A 23060-nucleotide genomic window follows, 5' to 3' on the forward strand; every position below is an offset into this window, starting at 1 on the left:
GAGCGCAACCTTGCCAAGGTTGAGGTCGAGAGTTCGAGACTCTTTTCCCGCTCCAATTTCCACAAAAAGGGAAGCAGTCGCTTCCCTTTTTTGTCAGAGGAATGAGAGTTCCTGGCGCGGTAGCAAAGCGGTTATGCCCCGGATTGCAAATCCGGTTAGTCCGGTTCGACTCCGGACCGCGCCTCCAGATACGGTCTGCGGCAACAATGTGACGAAGCCCTCAGGGCAGAGACGCAAGCAGAGATCGTTTCAGGGGTTGGTGGTTGGATAAAATTTTTTGGCTTGCAATCGAACACGGTCAAAAAGAGTTATATAATTTGAGGCTTGCTGATAAGCGCTAACGGAAACGTTAGAAAAATCAGAAAATGCGGGAATAGCTCAGTTGGTAGAGCGCAACCTTGCCAAGGTTGAGGTCGAGAGTTCGAGACTCTTTTCCCGCTCCATATTTGAAAAGGGAAGCTTAGGCTTCCCTTTTTTCTTGGTGGTACGGGGCGCGCTGTTTTCAAACAGCGGTCCTGACCAGAGATACGACAGGGCATTGCGCGCATGCGCTGCCCGGGTTACGCTGCAACGCAGGTATGCGCTCAGCAGCCGGCGCCCCGATGGTGAAATTGGTAGACACTGCGGACTTAAAATCCGCCGCTTTCCTGAAAAGGGGCGTGCCGGTTCGACCCCGGCTCGGGGCACCACTACGATTCAATCATGTCAAGTTACAACGCTCCCTTTGAAATCCATGTCCACGGACAGGTCCTCCTGCGGGCTGATGTCGGTTTTGACCAGCTTCAAGAGGCGCTCAAACCGCTGTGGAAGTACGCTGGAGCACGTTCGCTGGCCGACGGTGCCGCCAGTGCCTACGAAGAAGAGCCAGGTATCAAATACGACGCGCAAGAGCATTTGCTGCAGATGTGCTGGACGGTGCGAGGCGATGAGGACTTCCGCCAGTCGCTTGACGAGATGTGCATGAGCCTCAATGAGCTGGCCGAGCAAGGTGCAGCCATTGAGGTCACTTTCTACGACACCGACTTTGATGAAGACGAGGAAGAGCAGGGCGCAGAGTCACGCGACGACTTCGTGATGCTTTTCGTCGGCCCCACGCCCGCTGCCATCATGCAGGTGCAGCGTGACCTGCTGGTGCAAGACGTAGTGAACATGATGGAGCGCCACTTTGACGGTGCCGAGCTCGGCGGCGTGGTCGCCGAGATCGATAAGCTGTTCAGCCAGCGCTTCGACGCCCTGGTGAACTCGCTGGAGATTGGCAAGCCGCCGCGTGGCCCTGGCGGCCCCAGCGGTGGTCACGGCGGTGGTGGTGGCCGTCGCCCGCGCCACCTGCACTGATCTGCGCCGCCGGCTTGCGGCGCATGCGCTGCTTGTGGGTGCAAGCCTTCCGGCACACCTTACTCATACCTCCCAGGCAGTGGGTAATTTCACCTGTCGCTTCAAGGCGCATGTGCGTTCGCGCCACCCCATGTCCTGGCCATCTCGGCCTGGTTGCCCATGAGCACTGATCTTCCCTATCTGCGTTCCTACCCCGCATCGTTGCAGGACCAGGCGCGTGATCTGTTGCAGCAGGGCAAGCTTGGCGCGGTGCTGCTGCGCAAGTACCCGCAGGCGCATGCCGTGCGCAGCGACAAGGCGCTGTATGACTATGCGCAGGAGCTCAAGGCACGCTATCTGCGCAACGCAGGCACGGTCAACAAGGTGCTGTTCGACAACAAGATCCATGTGGTGCGCCATGCACTGGGTTTGCACACCGCCGTGTCACGCGTACAGGGCAACCGGCTGGCCGCCAAACATGAGATTCGCATTGCCGCGATGTTCAAGCAGGCGCCCGAAGAGTTCTTGCGCATGATCGTCGTCCACGAACTGGCCCACCTGCGCGAGAAGGACCACGACAAAGCCTTCTACCAGCTCTGCACCCACATGGAGCCTCAGTACCACCAGTACGAATTCGACCTGCGCCTGTACCTTACCCATGTGGAGCAGGCGGGTACGCGGCTGTGGGGCTCTGACGCTTCCTGAGGATTCAGGACTGTCAGCGCATCAGGTGCACCAGCTGATGGTGCTCCAAAAAAGATAGCTATCAGCGCATATAAAACCTGCGCTAGCGGTCTTTTTTCCCATCAAGGCACTGACACGCTCTGGCAGAGCCTGGCAGGCAGGTTCAGCCAGCGCTGGGCCGCTGCCTGCATCATGGCAACAGGGCCGGTGGTGAGCAGTTGTACGGGCTCCGGGCCCTCGGGGGAGGTGGGCTGCTCGGACGGTGGTAACGCGAGCAGGTCGGCCGCCTCCAAGAGGCGCCGCGTCTGGCGTGCCACAGGTTCACCCGTCTCGATGAACTGAACGTCCGGCCCCACCAGTGCGCGCAACTCGTGGGCCACAAAAATATAGTGCGTGCAGCCGAGCACCAGGGTGTCCATCTGCCCTGGCCCCGTGCCAAAGCTGCCCATGGCCTGCACGTAGCGTTCGCACAGCGCGCCGGTCTCTGTGGTGCTGACAGGGCTGTCAGGGGCAGCGGCGGGCAGGGCCACGCTGCGCTCAATGGCGTGCGCCAGACCGTCGCAGGGCTGCACCACAAAATGGGCCTGGTCGGCCAGCGAGGCCATGAGCTTGCCGAACTTGGCGCTGGTCAGCGTGCCCCGGGTGCCGATGACACCCACATGCCCTGTTTTGGTCACTGCCAAAGCCGGCTTCACGGCAGGCTCCAGGCCCACCAGTGGCAATTCCGGATGGCTGCTGCGCACCTCGTGGATGGCGGCTGCCGTGGCGGTATTGCATGCCACCACCAGGGCCTTGATGTGGTGCTGCTGGCACAGATAGTCGGTGATGGCGTGGGTGCGCGCCGCCACAAAGGCGTCGCCGCGCTCGCCGTAGGGGGCATTGGCACTGTCGGCCAGGTACACGAAGCGCTCGTGGGGCATGGCGGCCAGCAGGGCGCGAAGCACGCTCAGCCCGCCGACGCCGCTGTCAAACACACCGATAGGAGAAGAGGCCTGCGGCATCAGGAAGCCCGTGGTTGGACAAAAGGCTGGATTGTAGGAAAACGGGGATGGCCTGCAGCGTGGGCTTTGGAGCTACGCCTCTGGCTGCGTCGCCGACCGCGCAGCTGCAGAGCACTGGGGGAAGGCAAAAGGCTCAGCGTGCGGGCGACTGGGTCTTGCTGCCACCGGTGGGTGCGTCCGTGACTTTCGGGTGCGACAGCAGGTAGTAGCGTTTGACCACGGCCTTCTGCCCCTCTGAGCCCCCTGCGACCAGCTCGCTGCTGATGCTCACCAGCACGCCACTGGCTTGGTTGAGTTGCGCGGTGAGTGCGCACAGATACCAGGCGGCCTCTTCGCTCGCCAATTGCGCGGTATCGGTCTGCAGGATGTCGATGCCGTGCTCACGACCATACAGGCGCGTGAGTGCGCTGCCCGTGGCAAACGATTTGCGCTTCGGGTCTTTCAGGTCGGGCACGCGTTCTACGGCTTCCCATGCCCAGCGCTTGCTTTCGGGCCACCAGGTACCCAGCAGCTCTGCATCAAACACCGTGCGCTTGCCGCCACGGAGCACGGTGAAGGTCTTGTTGAAAAAGTCCAGGGTGCGCAGTTGGCTGCCTGCCAGGTGCTGGCTGTTCAGCAGCTGTTGGCGTTCGATGTGGGATGCGATGCTGGCGTCCAGCAGCGCGGCGTCGCGGGCCGGCAGCGCGCCGCCAAAGGCGGTTTGCGCGTCATGCTGTGGAACCATGGGCGGGTTGGCGCTGGCCGCCAGGGGCAGGGCGCTGATCAGTGTGGCCAGCAGCAAGGTGCGCAGAGGCTGCTGAAGGGGCTGTGCAAACCCGTGGTTCAAAAGCATGGTGGGGGCGGCCAAGGCCGAGAAATAGGAGTCGGATCGAACCAGCATTTTTGCCGAAGCGGGTGTAGGGATGTGTGTCGGGGCGGCCACAAAAAAACCGCCCGAAGGCGGTTCTTTGTCATTGCACCTTGTGTTGCGGCAGGCGCCTTGCGGGCCCTGCCACACCAACGCGCATCAGGCCGCAGCGACGCCGATGCCCTTGAACTCGCCCGAGGCGATGCGCTTTTGCCACTCGGCCGGGCCGGTGATGTGGGCGCTGGTGCCACCGGCATCCACGGCCACGGTCACGGGCATGTCCACCACGTCGAATTCGTAGATGGCTTCCATGCCCAGGTCTTCAAAGCCCACGACCTTGGCGGTCTTGATGGCCTTGGAGACCAGGTAGGCGGCGCCGCCCACGGCCATCAGGTAGGCGCTCTGGTGCTTCTTGATGGCCTCGATGGCGACCGGGCCGCGCTCGGCCTTGCCCACCATGGCGATCAGCCCAGTCTGGGCCAGCATCATTTCGGTGAAACCGTCCATGCGCGTGGCGGTGGTCGGGCCTGCGGGGCCCACGGCCTCACCCTTCACCGGGTCTACAGGGCCCACGTAGTAGATGACGCGGTTGGTGAAGTCCACAGGCAGCTTCTCGCCCTTAGCCAGCATGTCCTGGATGCGCTTGTGCGCGGCGTCGCGGCCCGTCAGCATCTTGCCGTTGAGCAGCAGCGTGTCGCCGGGCTTCCAGCTGGCGACTTCTTCCTTGGTCAGCGTGTCGAGGTTGACCTTCTTGCTCTTGTTGTAGTCCGGCGCCCAGTCCACGTTGGGCCACAGGTCCAGGCTGGGGGGCGTGAGGTACACGGGGCCGGAGCCGTCCATCACGAAGTGCGCGTGGCGCGTGGCGGCGCAGTTGGGGATCATCGCAATCGGCTTGCTGGCTGCGTGCGTGGGGTACATCTTGATCTTGACGTCCAGCACGGTGGTCAGGCCGCCCAGGCCCTGCGCGCCGATGCCCAGGGCATTGACCTTTTCAAACAGCTCCAGGCGCAGCTTTTCGACGTTGTCGAGTTCGGCCCCGCTGGCTTGTTTGGCCTGCAGTTCGTACATGTCCAGGTCGTCCATCAGACTTTCCTTGGCCATGAGCACTGCCTTTTCGGCCGTGCCGCCAATGCCGATGCCCAGCATGCCGGGCGGGCACCAGCCAGCGCCCATGGTGGGCACGGTCTTGAGCACCCAGTCCACCACGTTGTCGCCGGGGTTGAGCATGTACATCTTGGACTTGTTCTCCGAGCCACCGCCCTTGGCTGCCACGGTGATGTCCACAGTGTTGCCGGGCACGATCTCGGTGAAGATCACGGCGGGGGTGTTGTCCTTGGTGTTCTTGCGGGCGAACTGGGGGTCGGCCACGACCGACGCACGCAGCGTGTTGTCGGGGTGGTTGTAGCCACGGCGCACGCCTTCGTTGATGGCGTCGTCCAGGCTACCGGTGAAGCCTTCCCAGCGCACATCCATGCCCACTTTCAGGAACACGTTGACGATGCCGGTGTCCTGGCAGATGGGGCGCTGGCCGGTGGCGCTCATCTTGCTGTTGGTCAGGATTTGCGCGATCGCATCCTTGGCCGCCGGGCTCTTCTCGCGCTCGTAGGCGCGGGCCAGGTGGGAGATGTAGTCGGTGGGGTGGTAGTAGCTGATGTACTGCAACGCGCCGGCAATGGATTCGATCAGGTCTTCTTGGCGAATGGTCGTCGTGGTCATGGCGGTGGGGGTTTGAGGGAAAACGCGAACCATGAATTATCCCCCGCCGGGCTTGCGTGGTCCTGTCAGGGGCCATGGCGGGTGGTGGCGGGTGCTGGCGCGCCGTGGCCTGGGGTGGGTATGCTGCGGTCTGATGTTTCGTTCCACCCCATTCGCTCGCTGAGCGGCAAGGCCCACCCGTGAAGACCTCCACCCCCGCCCCGACCGCAGTCCGCACCGAAAAAGACACTTTCGGCCCCATCGATGTCCCGGCCGAGCGGCTGTGGGGCGCGCAGACGCAGCGCTCGCTGCACCACTTTGCGATCTCGGGCGAGCGCATGGCGCCCGAACTGATCCGCGCGCTGGCGCAGGTCAAGCGGGCCAGTGCCTACGTCAATCATGCGCTGGGCCTGCTCGATGCAGCCAAGACCACGGCCATCGTGGCGGCGGCGGACGAGGTGATTGGCGGCGGCCACCTGCAGGAGTTTCCGCTGGTGGTGTGGCAGACCGGCTCGGGCACCCAAACCAACATGAACATGAACGAGGTGCTGGCGAACCGCGCGAGCGAACTGCTGGGCGGGCCGCGCGGCGAGGCGCGGCTGGTGCACCCCAATGACGAGGTGAACAAGAGCCAGTCGAGCAACGACGTGTTCCCCACCGCCATGCACCTGGCGGCGGTGGATGCGCTGATGCACCGCCTGCTGCCCGCGCTGCACGGCCTGCGCACTACGCTGGCGGCCAAGGCGAAGGCGTTTGATGGCATTGTGAAGATTGGCCGCACACACCTGCAGGACGCCACACCCCTCACGCTGGGCCAGGAGATCTCGGGCTGGGTGGCGCAGCTGCAGCACGGCGAGCAGCATGTGCGCGCTGCGCTGCCGCACCTGTGCGAGCTGGCCCTGGGCGGCACCGCTGTGGGCACGGGGCTCAATGCGCCGGCCGGTTATGCCCACGCCGTGGCAAAGGAGTTGGCCGACCTGACGGGCCTGCCGCTGGTTACCGCCCCTAACAAGTTCGAGGCCCTGGCCAGCTGCGATGCGCTGGTGCATGCCCATGGCGCGCTCAAGACCCTGGCGGCCAGCCTGATGAAGATTGCCAACGATGTGCGCTGGCTGGCCAGCGGCCCGCGCAGCGGGCTGGGCGAGATCACCATCCCCGAGAACGAGCCGGGCTCGTCCATCATGCCCGGCAAGGTCAACCCCACGCAGTGCGAGGCGCTGACCATGTTGTGCGCGCAGGTGCTGGGCAATGACGTGGCCATCAACATCGGCGGGGCCTCTGGCAACTTCGAGCTGAATGTGTTCCGTCCGATGGTGATTCACAACTTCTTGCAGAGCGTGCGCCTGCTGGCCGATGGCATGGCCAGCTTCAACGAGCACTGCGCCGTGGGCATCGAGCCCAACCAGGCGCGCATCAACGATCTGGTGGAGCAGTCGCTGATGCTGGTGACGGCGCTGAACCCGCACATCGGCTACGACAAGGCGGCTTTCATTGCGAAGAAGGCGCACAAGGAGGGCACCAGCCTGCGTGCCGCTGCCATCGCGTCGGGCCATGTCACGGGCGAGCAGTTTGACCAGTGGGTGGTGCCGGGGGATATGGTGGGGCGCTGATTTCCTTGATGCAGGCCCTAGGCCCTATGCCCGAGGCTTGCTCAGAAACGCCAGCAGTCTGCGCTCGGCAGCGCTGAGGCCGCGGGGTGATGTGGCGCCGCCAAGGCGGGCCCACACCTGCTGGCTGCGTGGGCTAGGGTCGGACGCGATCTGTGCGCCCAGCGCCAGGACGGCGGGGTGCACGTACGATTTCTTGCACACGGCGGGTGTGTTGCCCAGCTGGCGGGCTACCTCGGCCAGGATGGCCTGGGCGCTGTAGCGCAGGCCTTTGTCTGTGGCGTTGGCGGCATCCGCGCCGGTGCAGGCCAGCCGGGTCAGCTCCAGCGCCTGCGTGGTCCCGTGCCACGTCCGAAAGTCCTTGGCGGTAAAGCGTTCGCCGTCGGCCTTGCCAGCAGTGCGGGTGATCTCGTTCAGGTAGTCATTCACGTCGCCAGAACCCAGGGTGCGCAGGTTGCCGTCTTCATCCGCATACTGAAAAAGCTCTTGCCCCGGCAACTGCTGGCAGCGGCGCACCACGCGGGCCACCTGCGGGTCGTTCAGGGTGGTCTCTTGCTGCACCCCGCTCTTGCCGCGAAAGCGCAGCCGCAGCTCGTTGCCCTGCAGCCGCGCATGCCGCGTGCGCAGCGTTGTCAGGCCATACGAGCGGTTGGTGCTGGCGTATTCCTCATTGCCGACGCGCAGAAAAGTGGTGTCCAGCAGGCGCACCAGCGTGGCCAGCAGCCGCTCGCGCGTGAGCACCGGGCCTCGGCGGGGTGTGGCCAGGTCACGCGCCACGCGGGCCCGGATGCGTGGCAGCGCCCGGCCAAAGGCCTGCATGTGCTCGAACTTGCCTTCGTCCCGCTGCCGGCGCCACAGGGCGTGGTAGCGGTATTGGCGCCGCCCGCGTGCATCGAGCCCGGTGGCCTGCAGGTGTCCGTTGGGCAGGGGGCAGATCCACACCTGGGTGTAGGCCGGCGGGATGGCCAGGCGCCGGATGCGATCGATCTCTGCCGGGTCTTGCAGCCATTGGCCATCAGGCAGGCGGTAGCGAAACGCCTTGGCGCCGCAGCGTACCCGGGTAATGCCCGGCAGTGTGGGGCTGACGTACACCAAGCCACCTTGCAGTCCGGGTGATGGGGAGGGCGCGGGTTCGGATGAGCGGGCCGAGGATGGGGTGCCGGGCTTGGGGGATGCGGGCATGAGGGGCAGTGGATAAAGCCGGTGAGTCGGCTTTGATCACACCCGCTGGTGCCCGCGAGCGGTGTAGGCCTGTGGCGTGCGCTGCGGTGAGCGACCCGCGCAACCGTGCTGTGGAATCCGTGCCGCGATGTGGTGCAAAAGAGGCTGTAGCGCTTATTGAATATGCGCCTGATGCTATCAAAATCGTATCAATCTGGCGCCGTCGGATCCAGCGCAAAGCCCACGCCATACACCGACCGGATCCAATCGCTGCCGTCTGTGCTGGCGGCCTTGAGCTTCTTGCGCAGGTTTTTGATGTGGCTGTCGATGGCGCGCTCGTTCACGTCCAGCGTGTCGTCATAGGCCTGGTCCAGCAACTGGGCCCGGGAGAAGATGCGCCCGGTCTGCCGCGCCAGCACCTGCAGCAGCTTGAACTCGCGGCGGGTCAGTCCCAGCGGCCTGCCGTGCAATGTGGCTTGCCAGTGCGATTCGTCCAGCATCAAGGCGGCGGTGGTTGTCTGGTGGGCTGGCGGCTCTTGTGCGGCAGCGGTGCGGCGCAGCACGGCCTTGACGCGGGCCACCACCTCGCGCGGTGAAAACGGTTTGCAGATGTAGTCGTCCGCTCCCAGCTCCAGACCGATGAGGCGGTCCACCTCTTCCACGCGGGCCGTGAGCATGATGATGGGGTGCTGCGTGTGGCGCCGCGCCTGGCGCAACATCTCCAGGCCGTCCATGCCGGGCAGCATGATGTCCAGCAGCGTGAGGTCGGGCGGTGTGGTGATGAGGCTGGCGAGGGCTGCGCGGCCTTCGGCCTGGTGCTCCACCGTGTAGCCCGCGTGGCGCAGGTAGTCCACCACGATGGCGGCGATGTCGGGTTCGTCTTCGACGACAAGGATGCGGGGGCTCATGAAGGGTTGTCCAGCAAGGGCAGTTGCAGCGTGATGCGCAGTCCGCCGAGGGGGGAGGGTTCGGCCGTCAGTGTGCCGCCGTGCGCGAGCACGATGGCGCGGCAGATCGCCAGGCCCAGGCCTGATCCGGCGTGGTCGCGGTTGCGCGAGGTTTCGGCGCGGTACAGGCGCTCAAAGATACGGGGCAGCTCGTGCGCGGGCACGCCGGGCGCGCTGTCGTCCAGCTGCACCTGCAGCTGGGGGGCTCCATCGGCCGGCGGCAGCAGGCGTGCCGCAATGCGCAGCAGGCCGCCCGCGTCGGTGTAGCGCAGGCTGTTTTCCAGCAGGTTCAAAAACACCTGGTGCAGTTGCTGTGCGTCGCCGCGCACCAGGGGGGCGGGCTGAGCGGTGCCTTGGGCAGCCAGGGCGTCCAGACCGGTGGTGTCCACATCAATGCCCGCCTGCGCTAGACGGGGGCGCATGGAGGCCAGTGCCTCGGCCAGCAGCGACAGCGGGTGCACGGGCACCTGGGCCGAGGGCGCGCTGGTGCCCGCTGCATCCAGGCTGGCACGCAGGTCGCCCACCAGCTGGATCAGACGCATCACCTGCCGGTGCAGGCGCAGCGCGGTCTTGTCGTCAAAGGGGCGGATACCGTCCTGCACGGCCTCGATCTCGGCGCGCATGGCGGCCAGGGGCGTGCGCAGCTCGTGGGCCACGTCGCCCAGCCACTGGCGGCGGCTGACCTCGATGCTGCCCAGTTGTTCCGCCATGGTGTTGAAGGTGCGGGCCAGCTGGGCCAGCTCGTCGTTGCCGTGCACGGGCACGCGGGTGTGCAGGTGGCCCTGCGCAATGCCGCGCGCGCCGGTGGCCAGGGCCTCGACCGGGGCCAGCCAGCGCCGTGCGAGCCAGCCCGACAGCAGCAGCGCCAGGGCCAGACCGGCGAGGCCCGTCCACGCCACAAAGCCCAGGTGCTGGGCCAGAAAGGCCTGGTCGGCCTCGCTGCGCACGCCCTGGGGCGGTGCCAGCACCAGGTGGCCGATGACCTGGCCGCTGGCGCCGCGCAGTGCCAGACGGGCGCCTCCGGGCTGGGGCGGAGTGCCTGCGACCAGCTGGTCTTGCGCGTCCAGCAGGCCCAGGCGGGGGTAGATGTCATCCGGGTGGCGCTGGGGTGGCGCAGCGCTCCGGTCCATGGGGCGCAGGTCGTCGTTGGGCGGGCGTGGGGGCGGGCCATTGCCCGGGTCGGTGCCACGGCCACCCTGGCTGTCGTTGGCCGCAGGGGCACTGGCCGCGCTGGCAGGCTGCGTCAAGAGGTCGGATTGCACGGAGGGGGCAGGGGACGCAGGTGGCGCGGCAAACGGGCTACTGCGGTCGGGCGGCGGGCCATTGGGCGGGCGGAAACCGCCGGGCCCGCGCGAGCCGCCGCTCGGGTGGGTGAGCCGTCCCCACAGGGAGGGCTGCCCGCGCAGGCTGTCCCAGCCGCCCGTCTGGGTGTGGTGAGACTGCAGGCGTTCGGCCAGCCAGTCCATGCGGGCCAGCTCGATCTCGGCGACATACGGCCCCAGGCCCCGCTGCAGCCCCAGGCGTGAGAACCCCACAAAGATCAGCAGCAGCGCCAGCAGCAGCGCGGCCAGGGCGATGAAGGCTTTGCGGTGCAGCGTCAGGTGGGGCACGGGGACAAGGGAGCGCAGGGGCGGCATGGTGGGTCAGCGGGCGGGGGGCGGGCCACCCGCGCCGGGGCCACCGGGCCCGCCAGCGGGCATGGCCACCAGGGTGCCGTCCATTGTGCGGCAAGTGCCGGTCAGGGTTTTGCCATCAGGCATGGTGAGCGTGACGGAGGCGCCTTCGGTCTTGCCCTTGCAGGCGGCATAGGCCTCAGGGGGCGGCGCGGGCGGTGTGCCGCGGGCGGGCTCGGCGTGGCTGGGGGTTGCGGCGGCCAGGGAGATCAGGGCCAGGCTGGCGAGAATGGTGTGCATCTGGTGCATGGTGTGCCTTTGAAAAGAGCGGAAGAAGCGATGGTGATGGGGGCTCAGACCGCAATGGAGATCGTGATGCTGGCGGAGTAGCCACCGCCGGAGTTGGCTTGCATGGTGGTCATCTCCAGATCGGTGCCGTCGCTGAACACGTTGTCGGTGGCGAAGGTGATGGAGGCCAGGTTGCGCACGCTGGCGCTGTAGCCGGAATTGGCGCTGTAGATGCTGCTGAGCAGCGCGGTGGGAAAGGCCAGCTGCGTGGTCTTGATCTTGTTGGCGGCCTTCGTCGCCGATGCCAGCGTGGGGTAGATCTCCAGGTGCATGTGGGGCATGCGGCCTGCATAGCAGCCCGGCACGATGGTGGTGAAGGTGACGGTGCCGTTGGCATCCGTGGCCTGCACGCCGCGCAGGTAGTTGTCGGCGATGTTGTTGGAGGAATAGACGGAGTAGTTGCCGTCTTGCGTGCAGTGCCAGAGGTAAATGGCGTACCCCGACAGCGGTGCGCAACTGGCCTTGGTGTTGGTCAAAGTGATGGTGATGGACAGCGGCACACCGCTGACCTGGGTGGACGAACCCACCGAGCTGCGGATGTCCGAACGCACGATGCCGCTGAGCGCGAGCACGTTGTAGGTGTTGTTGCTGGCCGTGGAGCCGTCGGCAGGGTAGGGGCCGGCGGTTTCCTCGGGTACGACGGAACAGGTGGTGGTTGTGCCGGTGCCCGTTCCCGTGCCGGTCCCTGATCCGGTGCCGGTGCCGCTGCCCGTGCCCGAACCGGAGTCTGTACCAGTGCCTGCGTCGGTGCTGGTGCTGTCCCCGCCTCCGCCGCAGCCCCACAGGGTGGCAACGCCCAGGGAGCCCAGCGCGCTCAATGCCAGGCGGCGGCTGGTGGCGGTGGGGGGTGTGAGGGGGGCTGCTGCGGCGGGTGCTGGCGCCGTGGCGGCGGTTGGGACCAGAGAGTGCAGAGGGGGCATGGATTTCTCCTTCGGGTGGGTCTGCACCGCACTGTGCCTACCGATTGAGGAGAAATCTGGGAGCGCCGCCGGGCGCTGCCTGCTGAAGTGTGTCTACTTCAAATTTAATAGCTGCCAGCGCATATTCCACTAGCGCTATGGGCAGTTTTGACTGATATTTTGCCCTGGGCAGGCGCAGCGGCGCCGGGCCGCCCAGGGACTCCCGCCGTGCTCAGTGGCTGTCGGACGAGTGCGACATCAGCCGGTCGGTCAGCGCAATCGCCAGGGCGCTGAGCAGGAACACCACATGGATGATGGTTTGCCACATCAGCACCTTGAGGTCGTAGTTGGCGGCGTTGATGAAGGTCTTGAGCAGGTGGATGGAGCTGATGCCGATGATGGCGGTGGCCAGCTTGACCTTGAGCACCGAGGCGTTTACGTGGCTCAGCCACTCGGGCTGGTCGGGGTGGTCTTCGAGGTGCAGGCGCGAGACAAAGGTCTCGTAGCCGCCCACGATCACCATGATCAGCAGGTTGGAGATCATCACCACGTCGATCAGCGCCAGCACCACCAGCATGATGATGGTCTCGTTGAGCGCGGTGACCTGGAAATCACTCTTGTAACCAATGCTGGACACCAGGCTTTGCAGGGCCGTCGTGTTGCCAAAGGCGGCTTCGATCAGGTGCACCAGCTCCACCCAGAAATGGAACACATACACCGCCTGCGCCAGGATCAGGCCCAGATACAGCGGCAATTGCAGCCACCGGCTGGCGAAGATCATCGAAGGCAGGGGGCGCAGTGGCGCTGGGGGCTTGTGTTGGGGTGAGGACATGGCACTCGCAAAGGGTTGCAGGAGGCGCGATTTTAGGGGGCGCGCATGTCTTCGCGATGGCATGCTGGGCGGAGGCTGTCGTGCCCGGGCCCGTCGCCGGGAACGACCTCACCGCTGGCGTGGGGGAGGCCGCGCAGCCTGCGCCCGGCGGGCCGCGATGGCGTACTCTGTAAGCTTCGCGCCAGTCAGTGGCCTGTAAGTGCCGCGCCCGACAGTACCGCCCAATTCCAATTCCCATTAGATCCAGGAGACAACACCATGAGTGCGCCCACATCCGCCATCGAGTCCGTGCTGGTTGAGAACCGCGTGTTCCCGCCCTCGGACGCCATTGTCAAAGCCGCGCGCGTGTCCGGCATGGCGGGCTATGAGGCGCTGTGTGCCGAAGCCGAGAAGGACTTCGAGGGCTTCTGGGCGCGCCAGGCACAGGCCAACCTGCAGTGGACCAAGCCCTTCACGCGTACGCTGGACGGGTCCAACGCGCCGTTCTTTCAGTGGTTTGCCGATGGTGAACTCAACGCATCGGCCAACTGCCTCGACCGCCACATCGGCACCCCCACCGAAAACAAGACCGCCGTCATCTTCGAAGCCGACGATGGCACCGTCACCAAGATCACCTACAAAGAGCTGCTGGCCCGCGTGAGCCAGTTTGCCAACGCGCTCAAGGCCCACGGTGTGGCCAAGGGCGACCGCGTGCTGATCTACATGCCCATGACCATCGAAGGCGTGGTGGCGATGCAGGCCTGCGCCCGGATTGGCGCCACGCACAGCGTGGTGTTTGGCGGCTTCAGCGCCAAGGCCGTGCACGAACGCATCATCGACGCCGGTGCCGTGGCCGTGATCACCGCCAACTACCAGATGCGCGGCGGCAAGGAGCTGCCGCTCAAGGCCATCATTGATGAAGCCCTGGCCATGGGCGGTTGCGACACCATCCGCAACGTGTTCGTCTACCAGCGTACGGCCACGGCCTGCAACATGGTGGCCGGGCGCGACAAGACCTTTGCCGAAGCACTGGCAGGCCAAAGCACCGAATGCGCCCCGGTGGCCGTGGGTGCCGAGCACCCGCTGTTCATCCTGTACACCAGCGGCTCGACCGGCAAGCCCAAGGGCGTGCAGCACAGCACCGGCGGCTATCTGCTGTGGGCCAAGATGACCATGGACTGGACGTTCGACCTGCGCGCCGACGACGTATTCTGGTGCACGGCCGACATCGGCTGGATCACGGGCCACACCTACGTCGCCTATGGCCCGCTGGCGGCAGGCGCCACGCAGATCATCTTTGAAGGCATCCCCACCTTCCCGAACGCAGGCCGCTTCTGGCAGATGATCGAGCGCCACAAGTGCACCATCTTCTACACCGCCCCCACGGCCATCCGCTCGCTCATCAAGGCCGCCGAGTCCGACGAGGCGGTGCACCCTGCACGCTCCGACCTGTCGAGCCTGCGCATCCTGGGCAGCGTGGGTGAGCCTATCAACCCCGAAGCCTGGATGTGGTACCACAAGAACGTGGGTGGCGAGCGTTGCCCTATCGTGGACACCTTCTGGCAGACCGAAACCGGCGGCCATGTCATCACCCCGCTGCCCGGCGCCACACCGCTGGTGCCTGGTAGCTGCACCCTGCCTCTGCCTGGCATCACGGCCGCCATCGTGGACGAAATGGGCAACGACGTGCCCAATGGCTCGGGCGGCATCCTGGTCATCAAGAAGCCCTGGCCCAGCATGATCCGCACCATCTGGAACGACCCCGAGCGCTTCAAGAAGAGCTACTTCCCCGAGGAACTCAAGGGCTACTACCTGGCGGGTGACGGCGCGGTGCGCAGCGCCGACCGGGGCTATTTCCGCATCACGGGCCGCATTGACGACGTGCTGAACGTGTCGGGCCATCGCATGGGCACGATGGAGATCGAATCTGCCCTGGTCGCCAAGACCGACCTCGTGGCCGAAGCCGCTGTGGTGGGCCGCCCTGATGATGTGACTGGCGAGGCCATCTGCGCGTTTGTGGTGCTCAAGCGCTCCCGCCCCACCGGCGAGGAAGCCAAGCAGATCGCCAACGAGCTGCGCAACTGGGTGGCCAAGGAAATCGGGCCCATTGCCAAGCCCAAGGACATCCGCTTTGGCGACAACCTGCCCAAGACCCGCAGCGGCAAGATCATGCGCCGCCTGCTGCGCAGCATTGCCAAGGGCGAGGCCATCACCCAAGACACCAGCACGCTGGAGAATCCGGCAATTCTGGATCAGTTGGCCCAGACCAACTGATCCAGAAGGCGCCGTGCAACGGCGCCAGCGCGCAGCGCTTGCCGGATTCGGGGACACTCATATCGCGCTGCGATGTGATGTGGCCACAAAACCCGTTGATCATCACCCCGGTACGTGATCGAAATAGCGGGCCTGCTCACCCTGCAGGCTCGCAGCGCGCTTTGTAGGACGCAATCTCCAATTACTCCTCTGGAGCGTGTGAATCCCTGCGCATGCGTTACAACGGCAGCATGGCGTGGCCGGTCATCGTGGCCGGGCGCCGCTGACCGGAGATTTCACATGCAACTGCGTTCCTTCGTTTTGCTGCTGACCGTGCTGGCCATCGCCGCACTGGCCGCCCTGAACTGGTCCACGCTGGCGGCTCCCTCCCTCGTATCGCTGGGCGTGGTGTCGTTTGAGGCACCTCTGGGTCTGCTGATGCTGGCACTCACCACTCTGTTGGGCATCTTCTTTTTGGCGTATGTGTTGTCGCTGCAGGGCTCGGTGCTGCTCGAAACCCGTCGCCACACCAAAGAGCTGCAGGCGCAGCGCGAACTGGCCGACAAGGCCGAGGCGTCCCGGTTCACGGAGTTGCGTGCCTTTCTGGAGGCCCAGCACCGCCAAGCCCACGCAGCCGTGCTGGCGCGTCTGGACCACCTGGAAGCTCGCCTCGCCGCGCGCGCCGAGGAGTCTGACAACACCACGGCGGCCTATGTGGGGCAGCTGGAGCAGCAGCTGCGCTCCCGCCATGCGCTGGGGACGCCTGTCGTTTAGTCCCGCGCTACTGCAGGAACCGGCGCAGGTTCCTGCGCTCTTGGTTCCACCGCTGCAAGCGTCTGAGCACCAAAGCGTCCGGGCACAAAAAAGCCGCGTCACATGGTGCGCGGCTTTTTTTAACGGGTTCTTTCGGGCATCAAACCCGGAACCCTTGGGCTGCAGCCAATTACTTCTGCGTCAACACCCAGGCGGCCAGCTTCTTGGCTTCGGCGTCATTCACTTGGGCGTTGGCCGGCATGGGCACTGGGCCCCACACGCCAGAGCCACCCTTGATGATCTTGGCTGCCAGCTTGTCCACAGCGTCCTTCTGACCCGCGTATTTGGCTGCCACGTCCTTGTAGGCGGGGCCCACCAATTTCTTGTCCACTGCGTGGCAAGCCATGCAGTTCTTGGAGGTGGCCAAGGCCAGGTCGGCCATCGCGGGTGCCGCAACCGACAGCGTCAAGGCGAGAGTGATCAGGGAACGCTTCATGGTGGGAATTCCTGTGGTTGAGTTACAGTGCTTTTAATGCGATTGTAGTGACTTGGGTTGACACGCAGTTGTCCTTGGTCAATCCCGCTTTTCGCGGCATTTTTTGGAGAGAGCGATGTATCTGCTGGGTCTGTCCCTTCTCATTCTGGCACTAAAGTATTTCGAGATCGGCCCTGTGGCCACATGGTCCTGGTGGTGGGTGCTGGCCCCCTTTGCCGCCACGGCGCTGTGGTGGGCCTGGGCTGATTCCACCGGCTACACCAAGCGCAAGGCCATGGAAAAGATGGACCAGCGCAAAAAGGACCGCATCAACAAACACAAGGAAGCGTTGGGCATTCGCCCACGCAAGCCGCGCTGACACTGGCGCTGGCCCCGCAGCAAGGGGCTGACGGTGGCTTGAGCGATGACTTGTTCTCGTCGTCTATTCAACAAAAAGCCCGCAGTACATCGCGTACTGCGGGCTTTTTGTTGTGAGCCGACCACCTGGAGAAAGACGCCTGCCGGAGCCTCAACCGTCTTCTCGCCACCGGCCGGTGCGCAGCCGCAGCGCCATCAATAGGCGTCCAGCACCGCCCCCTTGCTCGCGCTCGACGCGTTGAACGCAAACTTGGCTTGCACACCCCGGGTGTAACGCGGGGCAGGTGCCGTCCAGGCGGCGCGGCGCTTGGCGATCTCTTCGTCGGGCACATTCAGTTGCAACAGCAGCTGGCGCGCGTCAATGGTGATGCTGTCACCCTCGTTGACGAAGGCAATGGTGCCGCCCGCCGCCGCTTCAGGCGCTACGTGGCCCACCACCATGCCCCAGGTGCCGCCGGAGAAGCGGCCGTCGGTGATCAGGCCCACGCTCTCGCCCAGGCCCGCTCCGATCAGTGCGCCGGTGGGCGCCAGCATCTCGGGCATGCCGGGGCCGCCCTTGGGTCCCAGGTAGCGCAGCACCATCACGTCACCGGCCTTGATCTTGCCTGCCAGGATGGCTTCCAGCGCCGACTGCTCATCGTCAAACACGCGGGCCGGGCCGGTGATGACAGGGTTCTTCAAGCCGGTGATCTTGGCCACCGACCCCTCAGGGCTCAAGTTGCCCTTCAAGATGGCCAGGTGACCCTGCGCGTACATGGGGTTGCTGATGGGGCGGATCACGTCCTGGTCGGCGCGCGGCTGGTCGGGCACGTCCTTCAGCACTTCGGCAATGGTCTTGCCCTCGATGGTGAGGCAGTCGCCATGCAGCAGGCCTGCATTCAGCAAGATCTTCATGACCTGCGGGATGCCGCCTGCGCGGTGCAGGTCCACAGCCAAGTACTTGCCGCTGGGCTTCAAGTCGCACAGCACGGGGGTCTTCACGCGCACGCGCTCGAAGTCGTCAATGCTCCACTCCACACCCGCTGCATGGGCAATCGCCAGAAAGTGCAGCACGGCATTGGTCGAGCCGCCGGTGGCCATGATCACGGCCACGGCGTTCTCGATGGACTTTTTGGTCACGATGTCGCGGGGCTTGATGTCCTTCTTGATGGCCTCGATCAGCACCTTGGCCGACTCCTTGGCCGAGTTCATCTTCTCGTCGTGCGGGTTGGCCATGGTGGAGGAGTAGGGCAGGCTGATGCCCAGCGCCTCGAACGCGCTGCTCATGGTGTTGGCGGTGTACATGCCGCCGCACGAACCCGTGCCGGGGATGGCGCGCTTCTCGATCTCCTTGAGGTCGAAGTCGCTCAGCTTGCCCGCCGCGTTTTCGCCCACCGCCTCGAACACGCTCACGATGTTCAGGTCCTTGCCCTGGTAGTGGCCGGGCAGGATGGTGCCGCCGTACACATAGATGGCGGGCACATTGGCGCGCAGCATGCCCATCAGGCCGCCGGGCATGTTCTTGTCGCAGCCGCCGACCACCAGCACGCCATCCATCCACTGGCCGCCCACGCAGGTTTCGATGCAGTCGCTGATGACTTCGCGGCTCACCAGACTGTACTTCATGCCCTCGGTGCCCATGGCCATGCCGTCGCTGATGGTGGGGGTGCCGAACACCTGGGCGTTGCCACCGGCTTCTTCGATACCAGCAATCGCCGCATCGGCCAGCTTCTGCAGGCCGCTGTTGCAGGGCGTGATGGTGCTGTGGCCGTTGGCCACGCCCACCATGGGTTTCACGAAGTCGCCTTCCTCGTAGCCCATGGCGTAGTACATGGAGCGGTTGGGTGCGCGCGACTTGCCCTGGGTGATGTTGGCGCTGCGGCGGTTGATGGGCGCGGAGGGCTTGCTGGAGTCGGTCATCGTGGGGCGTCCTGGTGTCGGGGTTGGTGGGGCTGGAGCGGAATGGGTCATTCTGCCAGCGCCGTCGCGCACCGTGCGGTCTGCCCCCGCAATCCCCAACGCCGCCGCCCCGTGCGGGCCCAAAGGGCTGGGCGATAATTGAAGGGTTTGCCCCCGGCACTGCTCAAGAGGTTGGTTGCACGGGAGCGAGGGGTGCTCTTCACGAATCGAGCGGAAAGTGAGCACTGCGGATCGGGATGGGCTGCGAGGCGCAAAGCGCAGCAATAGCCGGTGCTATTGCGAGCATTTGCAACGCTGCAGACCGCCCGAGGCCGCAGAGGCACACGGCGCGATGATGCGTGAACAGCATCCCAAGGGGCCTTTATTCCTGCGGCCCGCTTCCTTTTCAGCGATTTTTCAGAAGCCAGCACGATGCCCATCTACCGTTCCAAAACCTCCACCGCCGGTCGCAACATGGCAGGCGCGCGTTCCCTGTGGCGCGCCACCGGCATGAAAGACGATGACTTCAGCAAGCCGATCATCGCGGTGGTCAATTCGTTCACCCAGTTCGTGCCCGGCCACGTGCACCTGAAGGACCTGGGCCAGCTGGTGGCCCGCGAGATCGAAGCCGCCGGCGGCGTGGCCAAGGAGTTCAACACCATCGCCGTGGACGACGGCATCGCCATGGGCCACGACGGCATGCTGTATTCGCTGCCCAGCCGCGACATCATTGCCGACTCGGTCGAATACATGGTCAACGCGCACTGCGCCGACGCCATGGTCTGCATCTCCAACTGCGACAAGATCACCCCCGGCATGCTGATGGCTGCCATGCGCCTGAACATCCCGGTGATCTTCGTCTCGGGCGGCCCGATGGAAGCGGGCAAGACCCGCCTGGCCAACCCGGTCACCAAGGTCATGGAGTTCAAGAAGCTCGACCTGGTGGACGCGATGGTGATTGCCGCCGACACCAACTACTCCGACGCCGACGTCGCCGAGGTCGAGCGCTCGGCCTGCCCCACCTGCGGTTCGTGCTCGGGCATGTTCACCGCCAACTCCATGAACTGCCTGACCGAGGCGCTGGGCCTGTCGCTGCCCGGCAACGGCACGGTGGTGGCCACCCATGCCGACCGCGAACAGCTGTTCAAGCGCGCGGGCCGCCGCATCGTGGACCTGGCCAAGCAGTATTACGAGCAGGACGACGAACGCGTGCTGCCCCGCTCGGTGGGCTTCAAGGCGTTTGAAAACGCCATGACGCTGGACATCGCCATGGGTGGCTCCACCAACACCATCCTGCACCTGCTGGCGATTGCCAAAGAGGCCGAGATCCCCTTCACCATGGCCGACATCGACCGCCTCTCGCGCGTGGTGCCGCAGCTGTGCAAGGTGGCGCCCAATACCAACAAGTACCACATTGAAGACGTGCACCGCGCGGGCGGCATCATGGCCATCCTGGGCGAGCTGGACCGCGCGGGCAAGTTGCACACCGACGTGCCCACGGTGCACGCTCCCACGCTCAAAGACGCGCTGGACCAGTGGGACATCGTGCGTACGCAGGATGACGCCGTGCGCACCTTCTACATGGCCGGCCCCGCAGGCATCCCCACGCAGGTGGCATTCAGCCAGAACACCCGTTGGCCCAGCCTGGACCTGGACCGCGCCGAGGGTTGCATCCGCTCGTACGACCACGCCTTCAGCAAGGAAGGCGGCCTGGCCGTGCTGACCGGCAACATCGCAGTGGACGGCTGCGTGGTCAAGTCGGCCGGTGTGGACGAAAGCATCTTGGTGTTTGAAGGCACGGCCCACGTGACCGAGTCGCAGGACGAGGCCGTGGCCAATATCCTGGCCGACAAGGTCCAGGCCGGTGACGTGGTCATCGTGCGTTACGAAGGCCCCAAGGGCGGCCCCGGCATGCAGGAGATGCTGTACCCCACCAGCTACATCAAGTCCAAGGGCCTGGGCAAGGCCTGCGCGCTGCTGACGGACGGGCGCTTCTCGGGCGGCACCTCGGGCCTGTCGATTGGCCACTGCTCGCCCGAAGCGGCCGCCGGCGGCGCGATCGGCCTGGTGCAGAACGGCGACCGCATCCGCATCGACATCCCCAACCGCACGATCAATGTGCTGGTGAGCGATGAAGAACTGGCCAAGCGCCGCGAAGCGCAAAACGCCAAGGGCTGGAAGCCTGCCCAGCCACGGCCCCGCAAGGTGTCGGCTGCGCTCAAGGCCTATGCCAAGCTGGTGATGTCTGCCGACAAGGGCGCCGTGCGCGACTTGTCGCTGCTGGACGACTGAGGGGGTTTTGCGGGGCCGGGTGCCCTGCTGCCGCTTGGAAGCCGCGCCCAAAGGGCGCGGCTTTTTTGTCGGCGCTCTACTTTTGATAGCTTTCAGCGCATGATGGACTAGCGCTTCCTCGGCTTTTTATTCAAAAAAGGGTTCTGTGGGTCCTGCGGATTGTTCTGGCGCGGCAGCGGCCACCCTGTGGTCTTGCTTGGGGCTCTACGCCCTGACTGCGGGGTCATCCCCAGCGCGGGCACAATACCCGCCACCATGTTGACCTATCCCCACATCGACCCCGTCGCCCTGCAGATCGGCCCGCTGGCTGTGCACTGGTATGGCCTGACCTATCTTGCGGCCTTTGGCCTGTTCATGCTGCTGGGCATCCGGCGCCTGCGACACCCGCCCTTTGCCTCCATCACGGGGCCCGGTGCCTGGACGCGCAAGGATGTCGAAGACATCCTCTTTCTGGGAGTGGCGGGTGTGGTCATTGGCGGGCGGCTGGGCTACTGCCTGTTCTACAAGCCGGGCTATTACCTGAGCCACCCGCTGGAGATTTTTGCCGTGTGGCAGGGCGGCATGGCCTTCCATGGCGGGCTGCTGGGCGTGGTGGTCTCCATGCTGTGGTTTGCCCATTCGCGCAAGCGCCCTTGGCTGCAAGTGGCTGATTTCGTGGCGCCCTGCGTGCCTACGGGGCTGGCGGCAGGGCGTGTGGGCAACTTTATCAACGGCGAGCTGTGGGGCCGCTTTGCCAGCCCCGACCTGCCCTGGGGCATGGTGTTTGCGCACAGCGGTTCCATGCAGCCGCGCCACCCTTCCCAGGTCTATCAGTTCCTGATGGAAGGGTTGTTGCTGTTCATCCTGCTGTGGCTGTATGCACGCAAGGAGCGCCGCCCCGGCCAGGTGGCTGCCGCCTTCCTGTTTGGCTACGGCGTGTTCCGCTTCATTGCCGAATACTTCCGCGAGCCCGATGCCTTCCTGGGCATCCTGTCGCTGGGCATGAGCATGGGGCAGTGGCTGTGCGTGCCCATGATCGTGGGGGGCGCAGCGATGTGGCTGTGGGCACAGCAGCGGCCGGTGGGGGCGCTGGTTTCGAGATAAAAAGGGCGATAGCGCCGGTACTATCTGCCCAAGCAGCTATCAAAATGGTAGTGCTGGGGGCGAGGGGCAGGTGGGCAGAGCATCAGTGCTGCGCATCCCCCCACCGCGCCATCGTCCACAGGGCGGCGCCCACGATGAGCGCACCGCCCACCCAGCCCGTAACGCTGAGGTGCTCGCCCAGCCAGAACACCGCAAACAGCGCCCCAAAGGCGGGCTCACTGCTGGTCAGCAAGCCCACCCGCGTGGGCGAGCTGTGGCGCAGTGCCCAGTTCTGGGCCACAAACGCAAACACCGTGCAGCCCGCCACCAGGTAAATGCAGGCCCACCAGAAAGCGCTGGCCTGGGTGAGCGACGGCAGCGGGGGCAGCTTGCCCGGCAAGGCCAGCGCCAGCAGCAGGCAGCCCACCCCAATGACGCCCGACTGCACCGCCGTGAGGGCCAGCACCGGCGCATTGAGGCGGCGGGTGAGCCGCGTGGTTTGGCACACCGTGATGGCGCGCAGCACAGCCGCCGCCAGCATCAGCGCGTCGCCCCAGCCCCACCGGCCCGTGTAACCCCCACTGAGCAGTGCCGCGCCGAGCAGCGAGACGGCGGCAAAAGCAAACATCGCGCGCTCGGGCCGCTGGCGCAGCAGCCACCACTCGGCAAACGGCGTGAACACCACACACAGGCTGATCAGAAACGCGGCGTTACTGGCCTGCGTGAGCGCCAAGCCAAAGGTCTCGCACAAAAAAATGCCCAGCATCAGCACACCCAGTGGCAGGCCGGCCACCAGCGCATCGTGCCGCTCGGGCGCGGTGGCGCGCAGCAGGGCAGGGAGCAGCACGGCAAAGGTCAGGAGGAAGCGCACGGCCAAAAAGCCCAGCACCGGGTAGAACACCAGGGCCCCCTTGGCCATGCCGTAGCTCGTGCCCCACACCACGGCCACCAGCAGCAAGGCCAGGTCAGACAGGCGCGGGGCCAGCGGGGAGGGGGCAGACAGGGGCAGGGTGTGTGACATGGGACGTAGATTGGGGGGGAG

20 protein-coding genes and 3 tRNA genes are annotated in these 23060 nt (G+C 65.3%); 11 read left to right on the forward strand and 12 right to left on the reverse strand.

Features of this window, described 5'->3' with window-relative positions:
• Positions 1 to 113 precede the first annotated feature (113 nt).
• The 5 genes from ACODSU_RS10405 to ACODSU_RS10425 all read left to right on the forward strand — a co-directional run bounded on the left by ACODSU_RS10405 (position 114) and on the right by ACODSU_RS10425 (position 2019).
• Positions 114 to 187: transfer RNA gene (locus tag ACODSU_RS10405), tRNA-Cys, on the forward strand.
• 180 nt (positions 188 to 367) lie between these two features.
• Positions 368 to 443: transfer RNA gene (locus tag ACODSU_RS10410), tRNA-Gly, on the forward strand.
• Between the two features lie 153 nt (positions 444 to 596).
• Positions 597 to 689: transfer RNA gene (locus ACODSU_RS10415), tRNA-Leu, on the forward strand.
• Positions 690 to 702: 13 nt separating this feature from the next.
• Positions 703 to 1335: a DUF6806 family protein gene (locus ACODSU_RS10420; RefSeq protein WP_015014841.1), complete on the forward strand. Its 633-nt coding sequence runs from the start codon at positions 703 to 705 to the stop codon at positions 1333 to 1335.
• Between the two features lie 159 nt (positions 1336 to 1494).
• Positions 1495 to 2019 (forward strand): M48 metallopeptidase family protein, encoded by a 525-nt coding sequence (locus tag ACODSU_RS10425; protein ID WP_209820033.1) that lies wholly within the window; start codon positions 1495 to 1497, stop codon positions 2017 to 2019.
• A 101-nt stretch (positions 2020 to 2120) separates the two neighbouring features.
• Here the strand turns inward: ACODSU_RS10425 and murI are convergent, their stop codons facing one another.
• The 3 genes from murI to ACODSU_RS10440 all read right to left on the reverse strand — a co-directional run bounded on the left by murI (position 2121) and on the right by ACODSU_RS10440 (position 5562).
• Positions 2121 to 2999, reverse strand: coding sequence for a glutamate racemase (murI, locus tag ACODSU_RS10430; RefSeq protein ID WP_488842185.1), 879 nt, complete (start codon positions 2997 to 2999; stop codon positions 2121 to 2123).
• A 133-nt stretch (positions 3000 to 3132) separates the two neighbouring features.
• Positions 3133 to 3831 (reverse strand): DUF6882 domain-containing protein, encoded by a 699-nt coding sequence (locus ACODSU_RS10435; protein WP_488842187.1) that lies wholly within the window; start codon positions 3829 to 3831, stop codon positions 3133 to 3135.
• Between the two features lie 174 nt (positions 3832 to 4005).
• On the reverse strand, positions 4006 to 5562 hold the full coding sequence (locus ACODSU_RS10440) for a fumarate hydratase (RefSeq protein ID WP_488842189.1): 1557 nt from the start codon (positions 5560 to 5562) through the stop codon (positions 4006 to 4008).
• A 179-nt stretch (positions 5563 to 5741) separates the two neighbouring features.
• Here ACODSU_RS10440 and fumC point away from each other — a divergent pair, with 179 nt between their 5' ends.
• Positions 5742 to 7151: a class II fumarate hydratase gene (fumC, locus tag ACODSU_RS10445; RefSeq protein WP_488842191.1), complete on the forward strand. Its 1410-nt coding sequence runs from the start codon at positions 5742 to 5744 to the stop codon at positions 7149 to 7151.
• Between the two features lie 24 nt (positions 7152 to 7175).
• Here fumC and ACODSU_RS10450 read toward each other — a convergent pair whose 3' ends face one another.
• The 6 genes from ACODSU_RS10450 to ACODSU_RS10475 all read right to left on the reverse strand — a co-directional run bounded on the left by ACODSU_RS10450 (position 7176) and on the right by ACODSU_RS10475 (position 12948).
• Positions 7176 to 8330, reverse strand: a complete 1155-nt coding sequence (locus ACODSU_RS10450; RefSeq protein ID WP_488842193.1) for a DNA topoisomerase IB — start codon at positions 8328 to 8330, stop codon at positions 7176 to 7178.
• 188 nt (positions 8331 to 8518) lie between these two features.
• Positions 8519 to 9217, reverse strand: a complete 699-nt coding sequence (locus tag ACODSU_RS10455; protein ID WP_476017617.1) for a response regulator — start codon at positions 9215 to 9217, stop codon at positions 8519 to 8521.
• Positions 9214 to 10893, reverse strand: a complete 1680-nt coding sequence (locus tag ACODSU_RS10460; protein ID WP_488842195.1) for an ATP-binding protein — start codon at positions 10891 to 10893, stop codon at positions 9214 to 9216. Before ACODSU_RS10460 ends, ACODSU_RS10455 begins: the two co-directional genes overlap by 4 nt.
• A gap of 6 nt (positions 10894 to 10899) precedes the next feature.
• The gene (locus ACODSU_RS10465; protein ID WP_488842197.1) at positions 10900 to 11178 is read right to left on the reverse strand and encodes a hypothetical protein; all 279 of its coding nucleotides are present in this window, start codon (positions 11176 to 11178) and stop codon (positions 10900 to 10902) included.
• Between the two features lie 44 nt (positions 11179 to 11222).
• Entirely contained in the window at positions 11223 to 12137 is a 915-nt protein-coding gene (locus tag ACODSU_RS10470) for a dioxygenase family protein (RefSeq protein ID WP_015014831.1), read from the reverse strand.
• Positions 12138 to 12348: 211 nt separating this feature from the next.
• Positions 12349 to 12948, reverse strand: coding sequence for a TIGR00645 family protein (locus tag ACODSU_RS10475; protein WP_060984978.1), 600 nt, complete (start codon positions 12946 to 12948; stop codon positions 12349 to 12351).
• A gap of 258 nt (positions 12949 to 13206) precedes the next feature.
• On the opposite strand from ACODSU_RS10475, the gene acs reads away from it, so the two are divergent.
• Both acs and ACODSU_RS10485 read left to right on the forward strand, forming a co-directional pair.
• Entirely contained in the window at positions 13207 to 15201 is a 1995-nt protein-coding gene (gene acs / locus ACODSU_RS10480; RefSeq protein WP_488842199.1) for an acetate--CoA ligase, read from the forward strand.
• A gap of 279 nt (positions 15202 to 15480) precedes the next feature.
• The gene (locus tag ACODSU_RS10485; RefSeq protein ID WP_488842201.1) at positions 15481 to 15954 is read left to right on the forward strand and encodes a LapA family protein; all 474 of its coding nucleotides are present in this window, start codon (positions 15481 to 15483) and stop codon (positions 15952 to 15954) included.
• A gap of 169 nt (positions 15955 to 16123) precedes the next feature.
• Here ACODSU_RS10485 and ACODSU_RS10490 read toward each other — a convergent pair whose 3' ends face one another.
• Complete coding sequence (locus tag ACODSU_RS10490) at positions 16124 to 16429, reverse strand: c-type cytochrome (protein WP_015014827.1); 306 nt, start codon at positions 16427 to 16429, stop codon at positions 16124 to 16126.
• Between the two features lie 115 nt (positions 16430 to 16544).
• Here ACODSU_RS10490 and ACODSU_RS10495 point away from each other — a divergent pair, with 115 nt between their 5' ends.
• On the forward strand, positions 16545 to 16787 hold the full coding sequence (locus ACODSU_RS10495; protein WP_015014826.1) for a TIGR04438 family Trp-rich protein: 243 nt from the start codon (positions 16545 to 16547) through the stop codon (positions 16785 to 16787).
• 194 nt (positions 16788 to 16981) lie between these two features.
• Here the strand turns inward: ACODSU_RS10495 and ilvD (ACODSU_RS10500) are convergent, their stop codons facing one another.
• A complete protein-coding gene (gene ilvD / locus ACODSU_RS10500) occupies positions 16982 to 18685 on the reverse strand; it encodes a dihydroxy-acid dehydratase (RefSeq protein WP_015014825.1) in 1704 nt (567 codons plus the stop codon).
• A 411-nt stretch (positions 18686 to 19096) separates the two neighbouring features.
• On the opposite strand from ilvD (ACODSU_RS10500), the gene ilvD (ACODSU_RS10505) reads away from it, so the two are divergent.
• Positions 19097 to 20956: a dihydroxy-acid dehydratase gene (ilvD, locus tag ACODSU_RS10505; RefSeq protein WP_488842204.1), complete on the forward strand. Its 1860-nt coding sequence runs from the start codon at positions 19097 to 19099 to the stop codon at positions 20954 to 20956.
• Positions 20957 to 21211: 255 nt separating this feature from the next.
• Positions 21212 to 22039 carry a prolipoprotein diacylglyceryl transferase gene (lgt, locus tag ACODSU_RS10510; protein WP_488842206.1) on the forward strand — a complete coding sequence of 276 codons (828 nt, stop codon included), beginning with the start codon at positions 21212 to 21214 and terminating at the stop codon, positions 22037 to 22039.
• A gap of 82 nt (positions 22040 to 22121) precedes the next feature.
• Here the strand turns inward: lgt and ACODSU_RS10515 are convergent, their stop codons facing one another.
• Entirely contained in the window at positions 22122 to 23039 is a 918-nt protein-coding gene (locus ACODSU_RS10515; protein WP_488842208.1) for a DMT family transporter, read from the reverse strand.
• Positions 23040 to 23060 lie beyond the last annotated feature (21 nt).

The organism is Acidovorax sp. FG48, assembly GCF_057809085.1.